Source organism: Streptomyces sp. Ag109_G2-15 (genome assembly GCF_900215565.1).
Taxonomy (GTDB): domain Bacteria; phylum Actinomycetota; class Actinomycetes; order Streptomycetales; family Streptomycetaceae; genus Streptomyces; species Streptomyces diastatochromogenes.
Genome location: NZ_OCNI01000002.1, coordinates 1,261,372 through 1,281,416 on the forward strand (window position 1 = coordinate 1,261,372; position 20,045 = coordinate 1,281,416).

The following is a 20,045-nucleotide window of genomic DNA, read 5'->3' on the forward strand; positions in this document are numbered from 1 at the left end:
CGGCGGGCGCTAACGCTCTTCCACGGCAATGACCGTAGCTGGCGGTGCAGTTCGGGCTGGTTGGCCTTGACAACGAGCAGGTAGTGGGCCTTGCTTCTTTTCCACCAGGAAGCGCGCGTGTTCGCGCTGGGTGTGTAGGGCGTCCGCGGTGACGGTGACCCCGGTCAGGTCGTAGGGCTCCAGCAGCGCGGCAAAGCAAGTGATCTCGTTGGTCTTGTCGGGAACCCGCAGTTGGGTAACGGTCTGGCCGTCGCTGGTCATTGCGGCCAGCAAATGAGCAGCCGGCATCTCACCGATGCGCGAGCCCCGTGCGCTCTTGCCGTCCACAGCCACGGTGTCCGTCCCGGAAAGGTCGGCACCCGTCAGCTCGGCCGGCCCACCCGGACAGGCCAACGTCAGCACACGGCGGATCGTCGCCTTGCTCGGCGCCACGCGCACCCCAAGGGCTCCGACGGTCCGGGCGCCGAGCCGGGCCAGCGTGTGCTGCGGCGCAGACGCGGCCCACTGTCCGATCGCAGCGTACGAGCGGGCACCGGCCAGGACTGCCGACGCGGCGATCAGCACGACGCTCACGAACGGGTGGCGCCTTCCGCGCCGCCGCCGCGGATCGGCCAGGCTTCGCAACCGCTCCGCCAGTCCGATCGCTGTGCCGTGCTGACGAGCGGGCACCTTGACGAGGCAAATGGTGGGAGACTGACGGCACATCTGGGCTCCGGCGCAGGGCGACTTGGCAAGGTCACCCCCTTCAACCGGGGCCTCGTTGCGTCAGCAACGGGCCGGCCAACCACCCTGGCCGATACATACCGCCCTTCGCCCGCCGTGACGGGCACTCGATCAGTAGGCTGAGCTGCTGAAGCTCTGATCGCGCCATCACGACGAGGCTTGGGGGGCGTTGGTGTCAGATGCAGTGCTGAACATCGTGATCGGGCTTGTCACGAGCATTGTCAGCGGCGGATCCGTATGGGTTTGGAAACGGGCGAGCAGTGCCCGCCTCCTGCATCAGAAACAGGCGTTCCTCGGCCTGCGTCCTGGCGTGCCGTGCGTCATCATCTTGAACAGTCACTGGCAGATGCCCGCTGTCACCGACCACAGCGACGTGTACGCGATCATCGAGCTTGCGATGCTCGCCGAGGAGGCTGGGTGCCCGTTCTCCCTTGTCGCGGCTGACGCGCGTGAACTCAACGGGGATCGCACCGAGCTCAGCATCGGCGGACTGGGATCGAACCAGCGAAACGTCGAGTACGTGGCCTCGCACCTGCCGGGCGTGAAGGTCAACCCGGACGGTGACTTCACCGTGGGCGAGCAGCGGTTCCTGCACGACTACGGGCGGAGAGACCATGCTCTGGTCGCGAAGTTCACCCCTCGTCAGTCCACACAGCCAGTCCTGGTCATCATGGGGCAGTCGTCGATCGCGAACCAGGCGGCGGTGTACCTCATCAAGCGCGACTATCGTCGTCTGTCGAAGACAGTCGCATCGCTCGATCGGTTCTGTCTCATGCTGCGGGTCGACTCGGCAGACACCTATGGCCATCAGGCGGTCGAAGTGGCTGCTGACCTGTCTGCAGTCGCCTTCTAGAGACGCCAGCGCCGACAAGACACTCGCTGCCTCGTCAGGAACCCGCAGCCCTCGGCAGCAACGCGGCCAGCAGGTAGGCGGCGGGCATCTTCGCGCGCTCTCCACCCTCCGCCCGTCCGTTGCGCCGCCAACCTCCAAGATCATCCGGACTTTGAAACGCCCCTAACTTGCCGGGAGCGTCCCGCAACCGAATCGTGTACGGGCGGTTGCCGCACGTGCGCCTCGTCACCGAGGAAGCCGAGGCACTGCGCGAGGAGCGGCCGAAGTGAGCGATGCCAGCAGCGCCGCGCCTCATCTGCGTCGCGCCCGCACCTTCGATGAAGGAGGCCGTGGCCTTTTCATCGTCGCCCAGCTCGCCCGGCGGTGGGGCAGCCGCCATACCGGCACGGGCAAAACGATCTGGGCGGAGGTGGCATACGCGGAATGCGACTCCGACGGTTCTCGAGCAGCGACGTGAGCCGGAACGGGCCGGGTGCGGGCGTACGCCGGCCCGCCGTTCCACAAGGCGTGACGTCGGCTCGGCTCTCTACCGGGGAGCGACGTTCCAGGCGAGGTCGGGTAGGTAGCTCGGGCCGGCCATGAAACCGGTCAGCTTCTTGGAGTTGTAGGCGTAGAGACCGTCCATGCGAAGGACGGACACGAACCAAGCCTGGTCCACGACGAACCGCATGACGTCCTGATAGAGGGCGGGGCGCTTGTCGGCGGGCGCCGCGGCCGCAGCTGACAGCATGCGCGTGAGCTTGGGGTCTGAGGTGGCGAAGGGGTTGAACGCGGTTGCGTGCGGCAGCATCCAGTCGAGGGACAAGGCGTAGCTTGTGGCGCCGCCGTAGCCGAAGCCGAGCGCCGGGTACTTCTTGGAGGTGGCGGCGGCCAGCCATTGGCCCACGCTGGTGTCGGTGGTGACGTCGGCGGTGACGCCGATCTGCTTCCACTGCTGAACGACTGCCTGGGTGACCAGGTCGATGCCGAAGAAGCCCTGCGTCTCCATCTTCAGTCTGAAACCGTGGGGGTATCCCGCTTCGGCAAGCAGCTTCCTGGCCTTGGCCGGGTCGTAGGGGTAGCGGTTGTCGTAGTCGGCCGCGAATCCGTCGAGCCCGGGGAGGGATATCTGGCTGGTCGGATGGCCGTACTTCTGAACAACGGCCTTGGTGATGGCGGCTCGGTCCACGGCGTAGTTGAGGGCTTGCCGTACGTGGACGTCCTTGAGCGGCTTGGCGATGGTGCCCCGCCGGTCGGCGAGGTTGACACCCAGGAAGACGTTGGGTGCTCCGGTGACTTCCAGTCCGGCGGACTCAGCGGTGTCGACCTGGTTGGCGGTGATCGCCATGGCATCGGCCTGCCCCGTCTTGACCGCCTGGAGTGCGGAGTTGGGGTTGGCGACGACCTTGATGACCACCTTCTTCCAGTGGATCTTCTTCTTGTCCCAGTAGTGGGGGTTGGGGGTGTAGGTGTAGTGGTCGCCGGTCGCGGTGTGCGCCGCGTCGAGGACGTAGGGGCCGGCGCCGAAGGAGTGGGTGCCCATGGCGGCCGGGGACGCGAGACCCTTGGGGCTGATGACCGAGCCGACCATCAGGACCTGGGTCATCAGCTGCGGCAGGTTGGGGTGCGGGCTGGAGCAGTGGATCCGTACCCTGAGCGGGCCGCTGGCGGTGACCGACTTGATGGCGGAGGTCCAGGACACGTTGAGGCCGTTCTTGCGGCTGTAGTTGATCGAGGCCGCAACGGCCCTGGCGTCCAAGGGTGTTCCGTCGGCAAACTTCAGTCCGCTGCGCAATGTGAAGGCGAAGTCGGTGTTGCCGGTGCCGATGTAGCCCCACTTGGTGGCCAGGCCGGGTCCCGTTCTTCCGTTCGGCCCCTGCCTCAGGACGGTGTCGTAGGCAAGGTTGACGAACCAGTTGTCGGAGCCGACGTTGGCCTTGGCAGGGTCGAGACTGGCGGGCGCACCGGCGGAGACGACGGTCAGGGTGTCCCCCTTCCCGTTGCTTCCGCCCGTGCTGGATCCGCGGCAGGCGGTGGCGGCGACGGCGAGCACCGTCAGTGCCGCCAGCCCGGTGGTCAGAGACCTTTTGTTCATGAGTGCTTCCTTACGGTGTGCGGCTGGGACTGCCGGGCCTTGGCGTGGGGGTGGAGTTCCGCAGTGCGATGGCATGCTGCGGCGCGTCCGTCCGGGAGCGGCAGCAGGGGCGGACGTTCACGGCGGCACAGGTCGACGGCGTGGGGGCAGCGGTGGGCGAAGACGCAGCCGGCCGGTGGGGGCGCGGCCACTGTTGTCGCTGTCCCCCGCTTCGCCGTCCGGGCTCGCTGCGCTGTTGGATCCGGTTGGGGTACGGCGGCGAGCAGTGTCTGGGTGTAGGGGTGGACCGGGTCGTCGTACAGCGTGGCGGCGGGTCCGGTCTCCATGACCTGGCCGCGGTAGAGGACCACGATGCGGTGCGAGAGGTGGCGCACCACGGGCAGGTCGTGGGCGATGAAGAGGTAGCTGAGGTCGAGGTCGCGCTGCAGGTCGGCCAGGAGGTTCATCACCTGTGCCTGGATGGACAGGTCCAGCGCGCTGACCGGTTCGTCGCAGATGACGAGGCGCGGCTCGGGCATGAGCGCGCGGGCGATGGCGATGCGCTGGCGTTGTCCGCCGGAGAACTGACCGGGGTAGCGGTCGGCCGTGTCGGCGGGCATACCGACTCGCGGGAGCATTTCGGCGATGCGGTCTCGAATCTCCTGCTTTCGAGGCTTGCCGTGGGCGAGGAGGGGCTCGGCGAGGGTCTGGCCGATCGTGCGGGCCGGATTGAGAGAGGAGTACGGGTCCTGGAAGACGACCTGCAGGCGGGCGCTGAGGCCGCGACGGAGGCGGGACGAGGCATGGGTGACGTCGCGGCCTTCGAAGTGGACCTGACCGGAGTGGACGCGGTTCAAGCCCAGCACCGCGCGGCCGATGGTGGATTTGCCGGAGCCGGACTCACCCACGAGTCCGACCGTCTCACCGGGTGCGATGCTCAGGGACACGGTGTCCACGGCACGTAGCGGCGGAGTGCGGCGGCCCTGGCGGAACTCGACTGTGAGGTCCTTGATGTCGAGGAGCGGTGGCTGCGTCATCAGGAGGTGCCTTCCTCGAGAAGCTGCTGGGATCGGACGCACCGGCTGAGCCGGTCGGGGGCCGGCACGGTCAGCGTCACCGGCTCCGTGCACCTGTCATCGGCGAGTTCGCAGCGGGCGGCGAAGCGGCAGCCGGAGGGCCAGTCGCGGGGGGCGGGGACCGTCCCGGGGATGGTCGGCAGGGGTTCGCCCTCGCGCGCCCGGTGCGGGTTCGCGGCCAGCAGGCCCGCGGTGTACGGGTGCAGGGGCTGGGCGAACATCTCCGCCACGTCCGCGGCCTCGACCACTTGCCCGGCGTACATCACCACGGCCCGGTGGCACAGGTCCGCGACCACGCCCCAGTCGTGGGTGACGATGAGGACCGCCATCCCCGTATCGGCCTGCAGGCTGCGCAGGAGTGTGAGGATCTCGGCCTGGACGGTCACGTCCAGGGCGGTGGTCGGCTCGTCCGCGATCAGGAGCTCGGGGCGGCCGGCGAGCGCCAGAGCGATCGCCACGCGCTGGGCCATTCCTCCAGAAAGCTGGTGGGGATGGCGCCGCGCGACGGCTGCCGGGTCGGGAATGTTCACCATGTCGAGCAGTTCGGTGACTCGGCCGCGTGCCTCGCGGCGGTCGCAGCGCTCGTGTCGTCGTACGGCCTCGCCGAGCTGGCGACCCACGGTGAACATCGGATCGAGAGCGACCATCGGTTCCTGGGAGACGTACGCGATCCCGGATCCGCGGACCTGGGTGAGGGCGGCGGCCGAAGCGACCAGGTCGGTGCCGTCGAAGAGCACCTGGCCTTGTGCGACGCGGCCGCCGCCGGGCACGAGTCCGAGGATCCCGAGCGAGGTCACGGACTTGCCGCAGCCCGATTCACCGACCACGCCGACGGTCTCTCCCGGGGCGATGTCGAAGCTCACCTCCTGCACGACCGGGACACCGCCGATGTCGATGGAGAGGTTCCTGACCGACAGCAGGGCGCTCGTGCCGGACTGCGTCGAGTTCGTGGTGACGGCGCCTGCCGGACGATGGTCGTCGCGCACGGTTCGTTGTGCGGCCGTGGGCGCGGTCATCCTGGAGACCGACCACCCCTCGGTGGCCGCGTCCCGGACGGCGTCACCGAGCAATCCGAGCGCCAGCACGGTCAGGACGAGGGGGATGCCTGAGGGAACGAGCATCCACGGTGCACGGTCGAGCGCCTGGGAGGCGTCGGCCACCAGTCCGCCCCATGACGGGTTGGGCGGCTGTGCTCCAAGGCCCAGGAAGCCGAGACCCGCCTGGATCGTGACGACGATCGCGGCGAACAGAGCGGCCTGGACGATGACCGTGCTGATGAGGCGCGGCAGGATGTGGCGGCGCAGGATCTGCTGCCTCGTGAGACCGGCGACCTTGGCGGCCGCGACGTACAACTCCTCGCGGATGCCCAGGGTTTGACTGCGCAGGATACGGATGATTCCTGGGCTGCCCAGCACCCCGAACGTGATCATGGCGGCGTGCAGGTTGCCGGGGAACACGGACAGCACGACCAGCACGATGACGATCCCGGGCAGGGCGAACAGCAGGTCGGCGGTGCGTACGGTCAGCCAGTCCACCCAGCCGCCCAGGAATCCGGAGGCCAGGCCGAGGGTCACACCTATGGCCAGGAAGACGGCCAGGGATTCGCCGACGGCCAGAAGGGTGGACCGGCCGCCGAAGAGCAGCCGGCTGAGGAGGTCCCGGCCCAGGTTGTCGGTGCCGAGCAGGTGGTCCGCCGTTGGCCCGGACAGTACGTGCCCGAGATCTTGGTCCAGCGGACCGTGCGTCGTGAGGAGCGGCGCGGCGAGGGTGGCGACCGTCAGCAGAACGAGCCAGCCGAGGGACAGCGCACCGGCCGGGCGGACCAACACCCGCCGTATCAGGGGGCGTCTGTTCCGCGAGCGAGGGGCGCTCGACGTCGTGGGCTGCTTCATGCGGCACGCACCCTCGGGTCGAGCCGGCTGTAGGCCAGGTCGACCAACAGGTTGACGAGGACGACCAGGATCGTGATGTACAGAACAGCTCCCTGGATGACGGGGATGTCGTGCTGGACGGTGGCCTGTTGGGTGAGACTGCCGAGCCCGGGCATGGCGAACACCGTCTCCACGAACACGGCGGCGGCCAGCAGACTGACGAGCACGACACCCAGCACTGTCACCAGGGGCAGGGCGGCATTGCGCAGCACGTGCCGGTAGAGGATCGATCGCCGGGAGAATCCGTTGGCCTGCATGACCCGGATGAAGTCACGCCCGAACGTGTCCAGGACCGAGTCCCGCGTCTGCTTGGCGATGATGGCGACGGCGCTCAGCGACAGGGAGAGGACCGGCAGGACGAGGGAACGGCCCCATTCCACGGGGTCGTCGGCGAGGGGCACGTAGCCGGTGACCGGGAACCAGCGCAACCGGACGGCTCCGACGGCGATCAGGACGAGCGCGAACCAGAACGCCGGCACGGCAAGGCCGACGAGCGCCAGGACGTCCACGGCCTTCACCAGCAGACCGCCATGTCGAGCACTGAGCAGTCCCAGCAGCACGCCGAGGATGCCGGAGACCATGGTTCCGGCGGTGATCAGGCAGAGCGATACGGGCAGCCGGTTGTTCAGCACGGATGTCACCGGTTCGCCGCTGAAGAGCGAGGTTCCCAGGTCGCCGTGGAAGACCCGCGCGAGCCAGTGCCAGTACTGGACCGGCAACGGCTCGTCCAGACCCAGCTGACGACGGACCGTCTCGTACTGTTCGACCGTGGCATGCTGCCCCACGATCGTCCGGGCCGGGTCTCCAGGCACCAGGGACACCAGCACGAACGTCAGAGCGGAGACGAGGAACAGAAGTGGGGTCGACGACAACAGCCGCCTGACCACTGGTCGGAAAGTTGCCATGCGCACCTCGTAGGAGGTCGTGCAACTCGACGGTGAGTGCATCGAGTCGGGGTGGAGTGCCCAAGATCAGACCTCGATGCGAGGTGCTGGGCGACGACTTGTGGATAAACGTTGAGTAACTGCCGAGTCCGCCCCCCTTCTGCTCTTGTTCGACGCGGCATGTATAGCGGAAGCTGGTTACACGTGTCGATGCCTAGGACAGGAGGCGCCATGAGACTCCACGTCCACGAGAGCGGAGCCGGCCCGCGAGTCGCCCTGCTGGTCCACGGAGGAATGGCCGATCACCGCACCTGGCATGCGGTGGAGAAGCAACTCGTGGACTGCGGATACCGGGTGTTCGCGCCCGACCTGCGCGGCCACGGCCTGAGTCCGCGCGGAGAATACCGGCCGGACCTGCTGGCCGACGACCTCGTGGAGAGCGTGCCCAAGGGCGCGGACGTGGCAATCGGCCACTCACTCGGCGGCCTCGCACTGTCCTTGGCGGCCGCCCGGCTCAACCCCGAGCGCGCCGTCTACAGTGATCCGGGATTCCGGCCGGGAAGCCTCCCGCCCGGGGCGATCGGCGCCATGCGCGCGATGGTCGAGACCGCCGACAAGGAGAGCGTGCGGCGTTCACGTCCCCGCTGGTCCGAAGCGGACATCGAGGCGGAACTGGCCGGCTTCGCGCTCTTCGACCTCAATTTCCTTTGCGCCGTGGAAGACCGGTTCGGCGGGGACTACCTCCCCGCCGAACCGGTGGTGCCGTCCTTGGTCCAACTGGCGGACCCGAGCCTCACCGTCACCCCGGGCACAGCCGGACTACTGCAGCAGCGCGGTTTCGAGGTCACGGCCGTACCTGGCACGGGCCACTGCATCCACCGCGACGACCTGGAAGGGTTCATGGCGTCCCTGAAGGGCTGGGTGTGACTTGGTTACACGGTTTACCAACTGGGGGTGCTGCGTGATGTGAGGTTTCATTCCGTCACGGACTCCGCCTGGAGCCCTGTCACTGTCCGTACATGCCGCAGGCTCGGCTCGGCCAGTACGGCGTGCAGTTGCTGGAAGACCTGACGTGCCGCGACCGCGTTCCAGTCCCCGGGCAGGAGTTCTTTCGGCAGACCGGGGTCGAGGTACGGCAGACGTCGCCATTGCGTGAGCATGGGGACGTAGTGGCGGAACGCTTCGCCGGCGTCGATGTCGGACTGTGTCGTCAGCCGTGCCGCGACGGGGCCGTAGGTGTCGGTGAACGCGGCGTACTGTGCCTGGATCGCCGGGAAGTCCCACCAGGAGCTGACCGAGGTGCGCAGATCGCTGAACGCCACGTACTGCGACGCGAAGAGGTGCACGTACTCGCTGAGACCGAGCCGGTCGAGCGTGGCGCGGGCGTCGTCGAGGAGGCGTCCTGGCGCGAGCCATACGCCGGAGGTGATGTTGCCGAAGCCGAGCCACGTCAGCCGGGTACGGAGTTGGTACCGGTGAGACCGTTCGGACTCCGGCACGGAGAAGACGGCCATCACCCAGCCGTCGGCCAGGTCCGCCGGTTCCAGGCTGCCGAAGATGCGGCGGTCACCCTCGTCGAAAACGGGGTGGACGGCGGGGCTCAGACGGTAGCCGTTGGCGCCGCGCCGCTCGGGTTCCAGGATGCCGCGCTTCTTCAGGCGGGAGATCGCCGAACGCACTGCCGGTCCGTCCACGTCCAGTTCGGCCATGAGGACGATCAGGTCGGCGATGGAGATCCATCCCCCGAGGCGGCGCAGCGAGGCGCCGTAGACCGTGTTGATCAACGAGCTGGGCCTGATGCTGCTGTCCGACATGATCGCCTTCCGTCCTGTGCGGTGGCGATCCTACCGAGCGCCCCCTGCGGCCGCGCTGCCGGACGAAGGCTCCGGTCGACCGGTCATCCGGTGGTCGCCTCCCGCTGGGGCGTCGGCGCCTCGGCATACGCGCCGGACAGGAGGTGGCCTGCTCCGGGCGCGACGGCGGGCAGGCCGAGGGTGCGCAGCATCTGGTGCGCGGTGCATACCGCCGCGGAGACGACCGGCTTGCCGAGAAGCTGTTCCGCCTCCTCGACGGCACCGAGGGACGGCATCTGGACGCAGGCCGACAGGACGACGGCGTCCGCGTCGGCGTACTGCAGGGCGCGGGCGATGCCGGGCAGCTTCGCGGGATCGTGCGCGGCGACGTCCAGGTTGTCGGGGATCTCCAGCGCTGCGTAGTCGAGGACCTCGATGCCCTCGTGGGTCAGGTACTCCACCACCGTCCGGGTCAGCGGCCGCATGTACGGGGCGACGAGTGCGATCTTCTTGGCGCCGAGGGTGTGCAGGCCGTGTACGAGGGCACCGGCGCTGGTGACGACCGGGGCGGGGGCGCCGTTCTCGGCCGTGCGGGTGTGCAGGCGTTCCTCGGACGTGCGGTGGTAGCCGAGTCCCATGCTCATGATGGCGACCAGGCACGCGTAGCCGAGGACGTCGACGCGGGCGTCGGACAGTTCGACGGCGCAGCGGTCGGAGTCGGCGTCCATGGACTTGAGCTGCTCGGGCGTGACGTGGGTCATCCGCATGCGGCTGGAGTGGAAGGTGAAGCGTTCCGGTGCCACGCTTTCGCGGGCGCGCAGGATGGCGGGGATCTCGGTTTCCATCGTGACGTTGGAGCTGGGCACGATCTGGCCGATGCGGTAGGTGCGGTGGGCCATGGTCTCTCCGTGGAGCTGAGGGCGGTGGGGAAGGTCAGCGGGCGTCGACGACGGGGTTGGTGAGGGTGCCGATGCGCTCGACGGTGGCTTCCACGGTGTCGCCCGGGACGAGGAACTCCGGGGGCACCATGCCGGCGCCCACTCCGGAGGGGGAGCCGGTGGCGATGACGTCGCCCGGCTCGAGGGTCATGCCGCAGGAGATGTCGGCGATGAGGCGGGCGATGGGGAAGAGCATGTGGCGGGTGTTCGACTTCTGCTTGGTGACACCGTTGACGCGCAGTGCGAGGTCCAGGTTCATCGGATCGGCGATGTCGTCGGCGGTGACGACGGCGGGGCCGAAGGGCGCGTAGGAGTCCTGCCCCTTGGAGAAGAACCACTGGCCGGAGCGGCGCTGGTCGCGCGCGCTGATGTCGTTGAGGATGCTGTAGCCGAAGATGTGGTCGTAGGCGTCCTCCTCGCTGACACGGAAGGCCGTGCGGCCGATGACGACGGCCAGTTCGCACTCCCAGTCGAGCTGCTGGGTGAGGTCTGCGTTGTGCAGGATCGGCTGCCCGGGCCCGGTGACCGCGGTGGCGGGCTTGCCGAAGAGGACGGGGCGGGGAGGCAGCTCTTTGTCGGTGTCCAGGCTACGGCTGGACTCCTCGACGTGCTCCACGTAGTTCAGCCCGACGCCGATGATCTTGCCGGGACGCAGCGGGGCATGCAGGACGACCTGGTCGAGGCGGTGGACCGCTTCGGCCGGCCAGCCGGACGGGTCCCCGGCGTGGAGGCGGCGTGCGGTGTCGTGGACGTCGGCGTCGGCGCGGATGAACGTCAGCAGGTCCTGCGGGAGTGCCGTGCCGTGGTGGGCGGCGAGGGCGCTCAGATCGATGACGCGGTCGTCGATCTGAGCGCCGAGACGGGCGGGGTCTTCGTTGACCGTGTACGTCACGAGTCGCATGACAGCTCCTTGGTGGTGATGGAGAAAGGGACGCCGAGGGAAGCGGGGCGGCGGTGCGTCTCACATCGACGCACCGCCGCCCCGGCGCCGGGGCGATGCGGGGCAGGTCGTGATCGCCGCCGGTAGGTCGCCGCCGCGCCGGTGACCGGAGTCAGGGCCGGGCAGTCCCGGTGCGGCGGCTGTTCACTCGGTGGGCTGGTGCCCGCCGTTGTCGGTGTACGCCTCTTCGCGGTGGAAGCCGAGGGAGCGCATCACGGGGAAGTCGTTGAACGAGAAGAGGCAGGCGTCTTCGCCCTGGTCGAGGTTCGTGTGCTCGTGCCAGGCCCAGGACGGGACGCAGAAGATGTCGCCCTGCTGCCAGTCGTAGCGCTGTCCGGCGATGACCGAGTACCCCCGGCCCTTGGCCGCGGTGTAGATGACCGACCCGGTGTGACGGTGCGCCTTCGTCGACTGGCCAGGGCGCAGGAGCTGCATGTGGGCGCCCATGGTGGGCATGACGGAGCCGCCGGTGACCGGGTTGGTGTACTCGGCGATGATGCCGTCGTACGGGGAGCCCTCCGTGGCCTGGGCCAGGTTGCGCAACGACTGGTAGGTGGGCTCCCACGGGTAGGCGAGCAGGGGCGAGTAGGGGCGGGTCCACTTCTCCGCCCCGTAGGGCAGAAGGTTCGCGCCGTAGGTGAGCACCGAGGAGTTGATCACCTTCCCGGGCTGCTGGTACAGCTCGGGGTGGACCTCGTAGAAGCCTGCGTCCATGGCGTTGACGAGGGGGATGTCCAGCCCGTCCTGCCAGATGACGGGGTCGTCATCGGCGTCGTTGCCGTGCTCGTGCCAGGTGCCGTTGGGGGTGATGGCGAAGTCGCGGGGACCGACCTTCAGCTTCTGGCCGTCGACGATCGTCCAGGCGCCGGTGCCCTCGTGAACGAAGCGCAGGGCGGCGGCCTGGTGTCGGTGCGCGGTCATGGACTCCCCCGGTCCCATGATCTGCAGGCCGGTGTAGAGGAGGCCGACGGCGGCGCTGACGTCCTTGCGGCCGGGGTTGACGAGCATGACGACGCGGCGTCCGGCGTCGTCGGCCTTGACCAGGTCGAGCGCCTTGCACACCAGGGGGCGCAGGGCGTCGTAGCGCCACAGGACCGGTACGGACTTCGGCTGCGGGTACCAGGGCTCGATGTCGTTGGCGACCGTCCAGAGGGCGCCGGCCTCCAGTTCGGCGAGTTCGCCGTAGTAGGCGGTGAGTTCGGGAGTGTCGGACACGCGGGCCCGGCCCAGCCTGTCGTCGTCGTACTCGGCGGTCATGACTCCTCCTTCGTGGCGCCGGCAGTGCCGGTTTCGTCGGACGGAAGCGGTGGGGCTGGGTCGGTCGTGAAGGTGACCGGGGTGCGTGGGGTGTTGTCGACGTGCAGGCGGAAGACGTCGAAGCGGTTGTAGTGGCCGACGATGTCGTGCATCTGCTTCGGCTGGATGCACTTGGCCAGGTCGATGTCGGCGTAGACGATGCCCTCGTCGTCGACGAGCGGCTCGGTGACGGGGCGGCCGTCGGGTCCGAAGATCCCGGAGAGTGCGCTGCGCGGGCGGGCGAGCATGCGGCGCACGTCCTCGTCGTCGCCGGCGACGGTGTCCACGATCTCCGGGGAGATGGTGGAGCAGGCGACGACGGAGAAGAGCTTGCCCTCGAAGCTGTGGGCGGCCGTGCGGACGGCGATGGCGTCCGCCATGTCGTAGTCCTCCGGTGCGACCGGCAGCGCGATGTAGCTTGCGGCGTGGACCAGCTCCCCCTGGGCGAGCAGGGTGAAGCGGGCGAGGGTGTTGGTGTTCTCACCGCAGGCGAGGGCGCCGAGCGGGCCGACGGGCGTGGAATGGACCTTGACGGAGCTTCCATCCCCACCGGTCCAGGTCAGCTTCTCCGCCCATGTGGGCACGAGCTTGCGGTGCACACCGAGGAGTTCGCCGTCCGACCCGATGATGAGGAGGGTGTTGTAAAGAACGCCAAGGCTCCGGGGGCTTCGTTCGTTCACACCGATCACCACCACGACGCCGTGCTGGCGGGCTGCCGCGCGCAGCGCGTCCACGTGCGGGCCGGGGATGTCGACGGACGCCCGCCACAGACGCTCGAACCATGGCGAGCCCTGCACGGGATTCATGGTCCAGTTCCAGTAGGGGTATCCGGGGACGAACACCTCAGGGAAAACAACCAGTTCGGCGCCGTGGGAGGCGGCCTCCGTCAGGAGGGCGACGGCCTTGTCGACCGTGGCCGCCGGATCCAGGAAGACGGGCGAGGACTGCACGGCTGCCGCCTTGAAGCGGGGCAGTCTCTCCATCTGTTCCCTCATGCGTTCCTCCTGTCAGACGGCTGTCGCCGCGGGCTGCGGAAGCCACCGCTGGTGCACGGGGGCGGGATCGTCCCGGAGCAGCTGGAGGCGGGGCGGTACGCGGTCGGTGCGGGCGCCCGGCGGCCTGCCGCTGCCCGCCTTCCAGGACGCCGGCCAGGGCGCGGCCGGTCCGGTGTACTGCTGCGCTGCCGCGGCATGGAGCGTCCACAGCGGATCGTGGAGTTGGGCGCGGCCGACGCCACACAGGTCCGCCCGGCCCGCGAGAATCAGGGAGTTGACGTCGTCGTAGGTGGAGATGGCGCCTACGGCGATGACGGGTACGCCGACAGTGTTGCGGATCAGGTCGGCGTAGGGCGTCTGGTAGCTGCGGCCGTAGCGGGGTTGCTCGTGGGAGACGACTTCTCCGGTGGATACGTCCATGGCGTCCGCCCCGGCGTCCGCCAGGGCACGGCAGAGCTCGACCACTTCGGCTTCACCGATGCCGCCGTCGGCCCAGTCGGTGGCCGAGATCCGCACGATCAGGGCCTTGCCGAAGGGATATACGGCGCGGACCGCGCGCAGCACTTCCAGGGGGAAGCGCATCCGGTTCGCGAGGCTGCCTCCGTAGGCGTCGGTCCGCCGATTGGTCAGTGGTGACAGGAAGCTCGACATCAAGTGGCCGTGGGCGTAATGGAGTTCCAGTACGTCGAAGCCCGCTCGGTCGGCACGGCGGGCCGCGGTGACGAAGTCCTGTGTGATGGCGTCCATGTCCGCACGAGTTGCCTCGCGGGGTGTCGCGCTCCCCGTGTCCCAGGGGAGGGCTGACGCCGCGACGAGTGGCCAGCCGTTGTCGCCGAGGGGGACACACCGGCCGTCGGCCCGTGGCGTGCTGGTGGCGGCGCGCCGTCCGGCATGGGTGAGCTGGATGCCGAGGCAGGTGTCCGACTGCCGGCGGACGAAATCGGTGATCCGGCGCCAGGCCGCTTCCTGCTCGTCGGTGTACAGGCCCGGGCAGCCGGGTGTGGCGCGTCCGTCGGCGCTCACGGCCGTCATACCGGCGATGACCAGAGCCGAGCCGCCCAGCGCCTGCGTGCTCAGATGGACGAGGTCGAAGTCCCCCGGCACACCACCCTGTGCGGCGTACAGGGCGGTCGGAGGTACGACAACGCGGTTGCGCAGGCGCATGCCACCCAGTTGGAAGGGCCGGAACATCGGAGGCGTCGAGTCGGCCCGCACGTCGATCGCCGTGCGCTCCGCGTGACGGGTGTCCACCGCGTCGGTGAACGCACGATCGCGCACGCGCAGATTGTCGTAAGTGACGCGCCGGCTGCGGGTGAGCAGGTTGAACGCGAACTGAGGCGGTTCCTGCCCGGTGTAGCGACCGACGTTCTCGAACCATTCCAGACTCGCCTGCGCGGCCCGCTGCGTGGACTCGACGACCGGCCTGCGTTCGGCCTCGTACGCTGCCAGGGCGCTGGGCACGTCCGGGTGTTCGTGGAGGCAGGCCGCCAGGGCGAGGGCGTCCTCCATGGCGAGTTTGGTGCCGGAGCCGATGGAGAAGTGGGCCGTGTGGGCGGCGTCGCCGAGCAGGACGACGTTCTCGTGGCGCCACGTCTTGTTGCGTACGGTGGTGAAGCGGATCCACTTGGAGCCGTTGGGTATCAGCCGGTGGCCGTCGAGGTGGTCGGCGAGGATCTCCTCGCACCGCCGGATGCTGTCCTCGTCGTTGACCCCGGGCGTGAAGTCGCGGGCGGCGAACGTGTCGAATCCCGCGCGGCGCCAGGAGTCCTCGTCGATCTCGACGATGAAGGTGCTGCGGGTGTCGTCGAACGGGTACGCGTGGATCTGCATGGTCCCGAAGTCCCGTTCGGCGACGATGAAGGTGAAGGCTTCGAAGACCTTGTCGGTCGCGAGCCACATGTAACGGCAGTGCCGTTCGTCCAGGTCCGGTCCGAACCTGTCGGCGAACGCGCTCCGGGTCTGCGACCTGACGCCGTCGCTCGCCACCACGAGATCGTAGGAAGCGGCGAGTTCGGCCGCCGGCGGGGCCTGTGTGCGGTAGCGCACGTCCACCCCCAGCGCCGCACACCGCTCCTGAAGGATCTGCAGCAGACGCTTGCGGCCGAGAGCGGCGAATCCGTGGCCCCCCGACGTGAGGACCTGGCCCTTGTAGCGCACGTCGATGTCGCTCCAGCGGGCGAACTCGGCCGACATGGCCCGGTAGATCTCCGGGTCGGCCTGCGCGATGCCGTCGAGGGTCTCGTCGGAGAACACCACGCCGAATCCGAAGGTGTCGTCAGCAGCGTTGCGCTCCCAGACGGTGATCTCCCCATGCGGGGAGAGCTGCTTGGCCAGGGCCGAGAAATACAGCCCACCGGGCCCTCCGCCGATCACTGCTACGCGCACGGCGTCCTCCTTGTGTTCCGAGGAACAGCGTATGCCGCAATTCCTACGCTCGTCAAGAAAACTCGATAAAGGTTACTGGCTCGCATGGTCCGCCCAGCTCAGCTCAGGGTTTCGGGGGCCTGCGCCCCCGCTTTGACCAGGAGGTGACGCACCTCGTCCGGCCAGGGAGTGGCCCCGGAGGCTCGCGCGGCGGAGTGAGCGATCGTCATCCGGCCGGTGGCCGCCTGTTCTTCGCCCTTGCCGCGCACGGTGAAGGCGTAGTGCAGGGAGCTGGTCCCGACCTTGGTGACGCGCAGCTCGATGCGCACGAGGTCTCCGAACCACAGCCGGGCGCGATAGTCGGCCTCGAAGTGGACGCGCGGGGTGCTGCCGAAGAGGTGCGCCAGGTCCAGGCGGCGCAGCAGGGCGGCCTCCGCCGCCTCCACCCACCGCACGACGGTCGAGTGGTGGTAGTGGCCGGCGGCATCGGTGTCGGGCCACTCGACACGGCGCTCGATGACGATGCTGGGCAGGTTCACCTGCGAGGCATGGTCGGCATCATCGGCGCCGACGCCGATCGGTGGGGTTGACTGCTGGGTGCTGGGGGTTTCCATGAAGGTGCCTTTCGGCAGCCGATCCGGTCGGCTGCGGGAATGTCCGGCGGCAGGACGAGGTGAGCGGCGCTCGCGCCACAGGGGAAGGGGTGTCAGCCGGCCGTTCCCGCGGCGCGCCGGCGCAGCTCGCCGCGCTGGAGCTTGCCGTTGCCGGTGCGCGGCAGGACGGTGACGAACTCGATGGCCCGCGGGTACTTGTAGGGCGCGATGGTCTGCTTGACGTGGTTCTGCAGTTCTTTGACGGTTACGTCGTCAGGGGCGACACCCTCGTGCAGGATCACGTACGCCTTGACGACCATGCCGCGCCGGTCGTCCGGCGCACCGACGACGCCGCAGTCCGCCACATGGGGATGGACGAGGAGCGCCTTTTCCACTTCGGGTCCGGCGATGTTGTATCCGGAGGAGACGATCATGTCGTCGCTGCGGGCCACGTACCAGAAGTAGCCGTCCGCATCGCGTATGTACGTGTCACCGGTGACGTTCCAGCCGTTCCTGACGTACATCGTCTGGCGTGGATCGTCGAGGTAGCGGCACCCTGTCGGGCCGGCGACGGCGAGCAGGCCCGGCTCCCCGTCGGGGACGGGCGCCCCGCTGTCGTCGACGACCATCGCACGGTAGCCGGGAACGGGCCTGCCGGTGGATCCCGGTCGGATGTCGTCGTCGGCGGCGGAGATGAACACGTGCAGCATCTCGGTGGCGCCGATGCCGTCGATGATGCGCAGGCCGGTCGCGGCATGGAAGTCCTCCCACAGCTGGGCGGGCAGCGCTTCTCCGGCGGACACGCACCGTCGTAGGCCGGCCAGGCGGTCCACGGCTCCGGCAGCCATGATCGCCTTGTACGCGGTGGGGGCGGTGAGCAGGACCGTGGCGCCGTGCTCGGCGACGAGGTCGGCCAGCTGCTCCGGCGACGCCTGCTCGATGAGGAGCGTTGCCGCCCCTGCATGCAGAGGAAAGACGACCAGGCCGCCGAGCCCGAAGGTGAAGGCCAGCGGTGGCGTTCCGGTGAACACGTCGTCCGGGTAGGGCTTGACGATGTGCCGGGAGAACGTGTCGGCGTTGGCGAGCACATCCCGGTGGAAGTGCATCGTCGCTTTCGGCCGCCCGGTCGTACCCGAGGTGAAGGCGATGAGGGCCACGTCGTCGGCGGCGGTGACGACGCTGGAGAACACGCCGTCCTTGGCCGCGCAGCGGCGGATCAGGTCGTCGTCGCCCGGGCCGCCGTAGGAAAGGACGGTCGATCCAGGCGCGTCGGCGGCCTGGAGTTCGTCGAGGTACCGGTGGTCGCACAGGGCGACCACGGGACGGCTGATGTCGTGGAGTTGCGCGAGTTCGGCGGCCCGCAGCAGGGGCATCGTGGTGACCACGACACCGCCGGCCTTGAGCACCCCGAACCAGGAGGCGACCAGCCAGGGGTTGTTGGGGCCGCGCAGCAGGACGCGGTTGCCGGGAACCAGCCCGAGGTCCTCGGTGAGGACCTGGGCGATCTGGTTGGCGTGGCGCAGCAGGTCGCCGTACGTCCAGCGGTCCGTCGGGGTCAGCAGACAGGGCCGGTCGGCGCCCCAGCGTTCGACGGCGTCGTCGAGCAGTCGGACGGCGCAGTTGAGTCGGTCCGGGTACTGCAACTCCGGCAGGTCGAAGTGCACTTGGGGCCAGAGGTGCAGGGGAGGAAGTCGGTCGCGGCAGAACGTGTCCACGTGGGCGGACGGGGAGAGCTCCATGGGGCGCACACCTCGGTCTCGGGGGCAGCGAAGGGAGTGCGGCAAGTATTTCGTTATTTTTACGAGCGTCAAGATTTCACGACAAAGTTTTTCGCGATGCCCCGCCGGACGACAGGCAGGCGCGCCTTGATCGCGGCCTGCGAGGCCCCGAGCAGGTGGAGAGTCAGACGGCAGGGACACGAACGCGGACGACCTTGCCGGACCCGGCACGGAACGCCGTCAGCTCGCCGCCGACCTCACGAACCAGGAAGCTCACGATCACGAGGCCACGGCCACTCTCCGCCTCGCCGTCGACATCGAGGCCGAAGCACGGCATGCAGGGGTCGCCATCAGCAACGTCGAGCTGCAACCAACCATCCGCGAGGGTGACCGTGACGCGCGGCGAGCCCGCCGCGTCGCCCGCATGCCGGATCGCATTGGACAGGAGCTCCGTCCCCGCGAGCAGCAGCGCCTCACCCAGTTCCGGCGCGATACGCCAGCGCTCGAGAACGCGACGCAGAGACGTTCGCCCGCCAGGGACCGCCGACGCGGCGGCCTCGGTCACCCAGTGGACGAGACGTCGCTCCGAAGGCGGAGCGGGAGGGGTGGGCGCCGAGCACGAGGAAAGGGAAGGCAGACCAGGCGCGAACAAGGTGGGGTCGGGCATGCGGACTCCCGGCAAGAAGGTGCGACACACACGCGATTTCTCGTGTAACCTGCATCGCGGCGTATCCGTTACACGTGTAACAAACGCTAAGGCGAGCCCTGCATGAACACAAGGGCAATCCGGACATTCATCGGAAAATCCCGCACCGCTGAAACGGCGCAGACACGCGGAGCACCCACCCGTCGCTGTCGCCGGACACACGCCCACAGAGAGAGGCGGACATGACCTCATCACCTCCGACAGACCCGACCGCACAGCCGGCCCCGACCAGCGACATGGAATGGCCTCCGCCACCGTTCCTCGCTCCCGCTCCCCCGCTGGTCGGCCGGGACGGTGTGCGCCGCTTCGACGGGGTGACGTACGCGCGCACGCCGGGATACCGGCCGCGTCTGCTCGATGCGCACGTGCCGGCGTCCGAGCAGCCGGTGCCGGCCGTGGTATGGATCCACGGGGGCGGATGGCTCGACGGCGACCGGCGCTTCCCGCCGCCGACCGTGCCCGTCGAGCTGCTGTACGGCACGATCCTGGGAGCCGGTCTCGCGGTGGTGAGCATCGACTACCGGCACAGTCTGGAGGCGCCGTTCCCAGCACAGCTGCACGACGTGAAGGCCGCCATCCGCTACGTGCGTCGCTTCGCCGCCGACCTCGGCATCGACAAGGACCGGATCGGCGTCTGGGGAGAATCGGCGGGCGGCCATCTGGCCGCGCTCGCGGGCCTCGTCCGCGCCGACGGCACCGAAGCGGCCACGGCACTGGAGGGCGCCGAGGGCGCACGGGACGAGGACAGCGCCGTCCGGGCCGTCGTCGACTGGTACGGGGTATCGGACCTGGGCGCGCTGCTGTCGCACACCCTTCCGCCCTCGCCGTCCGGCCCTGAATATCCCAACCCGTTCACCGCGCTGCTGGGGGGTACCGCCGAAGAGCTGCCGGAGCTCGCCCGCGTCGCCAGCCCGGTCACCTACGCCGGTCCGGCCACCCCGCCCCCCTTCCTGCTGATCCACGGAACGGCCGACGGTCTCGTGCCCTACAGCCAGAGCGAGGTGCTCGCCGAGGCCCTGCGGCGCGCCGGCGGCCAGGTCACCGTGCACCCGGTGGAAGGCGCCGACCACATCTTCCTCGGCACCCTGGACGTGACGCCGATCGTCTCCGAAAGCGTCGCCTTCCTCGCCCGCCACCTGAACGCATGAGCCCGGGTCGTACACCCCATCGCCGCTGACCAGC

General features: G+C 68.9%; 17 protein-coding genes and 1 pseudogene. 4 read left to right on the forward strand and 14 right to left on the reverse strand.

Going from position 1 to position 20,045, the window contains the following annotated elements; genetic code table 11:
- Positions 1-9 precede the first annotated feature (9 nt).
- Positions 10-705: a transposase family protein gene (locus tag CRP49_RS47580; RefSeq protein ID WP_107487141.1), complete on the reverse strand. Its 696-nt coding sequence runs from the start codon at positions 703-705 to the stop codon at positions 10-12.
- A gap of 202 nt (positions 706-907) precedes the next feature.
- Between CRP49_RS47580 and CRP49_RS42070 the strand changes: the two genes are divergently transcribed.
- Entirely contained in the window at positions 908-1,576 is a 669-nt protein-coding gene (locus tag CRP49_RS42070) for a hypothetical protein (RefSeq protein ID WP_218893022.1), read from the forward strand.
- Positions 1,577-1,838: 262 nt separating this feature from the next.
- Positions 1,839-2,033: pseudogene (locus CRP49_RS42075) on the forward strand (ATP-binding protein); the annotation flags it as partial.
- 69 nt (positions 2,034-2,102) lie between these two features.
- Here the strand turns inward: CRP49_RS42075 and CRP49_RS42080 are convergent.
- Genes CRP49_RS42080 through CRP49_RS42095 form a run of 4 tightly spaced genes read right to left on the reverse strand, consistent with a single transcriptional unit; the run spans position 2,103 to position 7,541 of the window.
- Positions 2,103-3,650: an ABC transporter substrate-binding protein gene (locus CRP49_RS42080; protein WP_179852019.1), complete on the reverse strand. Its 1,548-nt coding sequence runs from the start codon at positions 3,648-3,650 to the stop codon at positions 2,103-2,105.
- Positions 3,647-4,666: an ABC transporter ATP-binding protein gene (locus CRP49_RS42085; RefSeq protein WP_097258624.1), complete on the reverse strand. Its 1,020-nt coding sequence runs from the start codon at positions 4,664-4,666 to the stop codon at positions 3,647-3,649. The genes CRP49_RS42080 and CRP49_RS42085 overlap by 4 nt, the downstream gene beginning before the upstream one ends.
- Positions 4,666-6,597 carry a dipeptide/oligopeptide/nickel ABC transporter permease/ATP-binding protein gene (locus tag CRP49_RS42090; protein WP_097258625.1) on the reverse strand — a complete coding sequence of 644 codons (1,932 nt, stop codon included), beginning with the start codon at positions 6,595-6,597 and terminating at the stop codon, positions 4,666-4,668. The genes CRP49_RS42085 and CRP49_RS42090 overlap by 1 nt, the downstream gene beginning before the upstream one ends.
- Positions 6,594-7,541 (reverse strand): ABC transporter permease, encoded by a 948-nt coding sequence (locus tag CRP49_RS42095; protein WP_097258626.1) that lies wholly within the window; start codon positions 7,539-7,541, stop codon positions 6,594-6,596. Before CRP49_RS42095 ends, CRP49_RS42090 begins: the two co-directional genes overlap by 4 nt.
- 210 nt (positions 7,542-7,751) lie before the next feature.
- Between CRP49_RS42095 and CRP49_RS42100 the strand changes: the two genes are divergently transcribed.
- Positions 7,752-8,447, forward strand: a complete 696-nt coding sequence (locus tag CRP49_RS42100; protein ID WP_097258627.1) for an alpha/beta fold hydrolase — start codon at positions 7,752-7,754, stop codon at positions 8,445-8,447.
- A gap of 47 nt (positions 8,448-8,494) precedes the next feature.
- Here the strand turns inward: CRP49_RS42100 and CRP49_RS42105 are convergent, their stop codons facing one another.
- The 9 genes from CRP49_RS42105 to CRP49_RS47370 form a co-directional block, all read right to left on the reverse strand.
- Positions 8,495-9,334: a PaaX family transcriptional regulator C-terminal domain-containing protein gene (locus CRP49_RS42105; RefSeq protein WP_097258628.1), complete on the reverse strand. Its 840-nt coding sequence runs from the start codon at positions 9,332-9,334 to the stop codon at positions 8,495-8,497.
- Between the two features lie 83 nt (positions 9,335-9,417).
- Positions 9,418-10,212, reverse strand: a complete 795-nt coding sequence (locus CRP49_RS42110) for an Asp/Glu racemase (protein WP_097258629.1) — start codon at positions 10,210-10,212, stop codon at positions 9,418-9,420.
- 34 nt (positions 10,213-10,246) lie between these two features.
- On the reverse strand, positions 10,247-11,152 hold the full coding sequence (locus CRP49_RS42115) for a fumarylacetoacetate hydrolase family protein (protein WP_097258630.1): 906 nt from the start codon (positions 11,150-11,152) through the stop codon (positions 10,247-10,249).
- Between the two features lie 183 nt (positions 11,153-11,335).
- Positions 11,336-12,448 carry a cupin domain-containing protein gene (locus tag CRP49_RS42120; protein WP_097258631.1) on the reverse strand — a complete coding sequence of 371 codons (1,113 nt, stop codon included), beginning with the start codon at positions 12,446-12,448 and terminating at the stop codon, positions 11,336-11,338.
- Positions 12,445-13,482, reverse strand: coding sequence for a carbon-nitrogen hydrolase family protein (locus CRP49_RS42125; RefSeq protein WP_218893023.1), 1,038 nt, complete (start codon positions 13,480-13,482; stop codon positions 12,445-12,447). Before CRP49_RS42125 ends, CRP49_RS42120 begins: the two co-directional genes overlap by 4 nt.
- Positions 13,483-13,494: 12 nt before the next feature.
- A complete protein-coding gene (locus CRP49_RS42130; RefSeq protein WP_097258632.1) occupies positions 13,495-15,867 on the reverse strand; it encodes a bifunctional salicylyl-CoA 5-hydroxylase/oxidoreductase in 2,373 nt (790 codons plus the stop codon).
- Between the two features lie 98 nt (positions 15,868-15,965).
- Positions 15,966-16,460: a thioesterase family protein gene (locus CRP49_RS42135; RefSeq protein WP_097258633.1), complete on the reverse strand. Its 495-nt coding sequence runs from the start codon at positions 16,458-16,460 to the stop codon at positions 15,966-15,968.
- 92 nt (positions 16,461-16,552) lie between these two features.
- The gene (locus CRP49_RS42140; RefSeq protein WP_097258634.1) at positions 16,553-18,178 is read right to left on the reverse strand and encodes an AMP-binding protein; all 1,626 of its coding nucleotides are present in this window, start codon (positions 18,176-18,178) and stop codon (positions 16,553-16,555) included.
- A 163-nt stretch (positions 18,179-18,341) separates the two neighbouring features.
- A complete protein-coding gene (locus CRP49_RS47370) occupies positions 18,342-18,722 on the reverse strand; it encodes an ATP-binding protein (protein WP_179852020.1) in 381 nt (126 codons plus the stop codon).
- 323 nt (positions 18,723-19,045) lie between these two features.
- On the opposite strand from CRP49_RS47370, the gene CRP49_RS42150 reads away from it, so the two are divergent.
- Positions 19,046-20,011 (forward strand): alpha/beta hydrolase, encoded by a 966-nt coding sequence (locus tag CRP49_RS42150; protein ID WP_097258636.1) that lies wholly within the window; start codon positions 19,046-19,048, stop codon positions 20,009-20,011.
- The last annotated feature ends 34 nt before the right edge of the window (positions 20,012-20,045 follow it).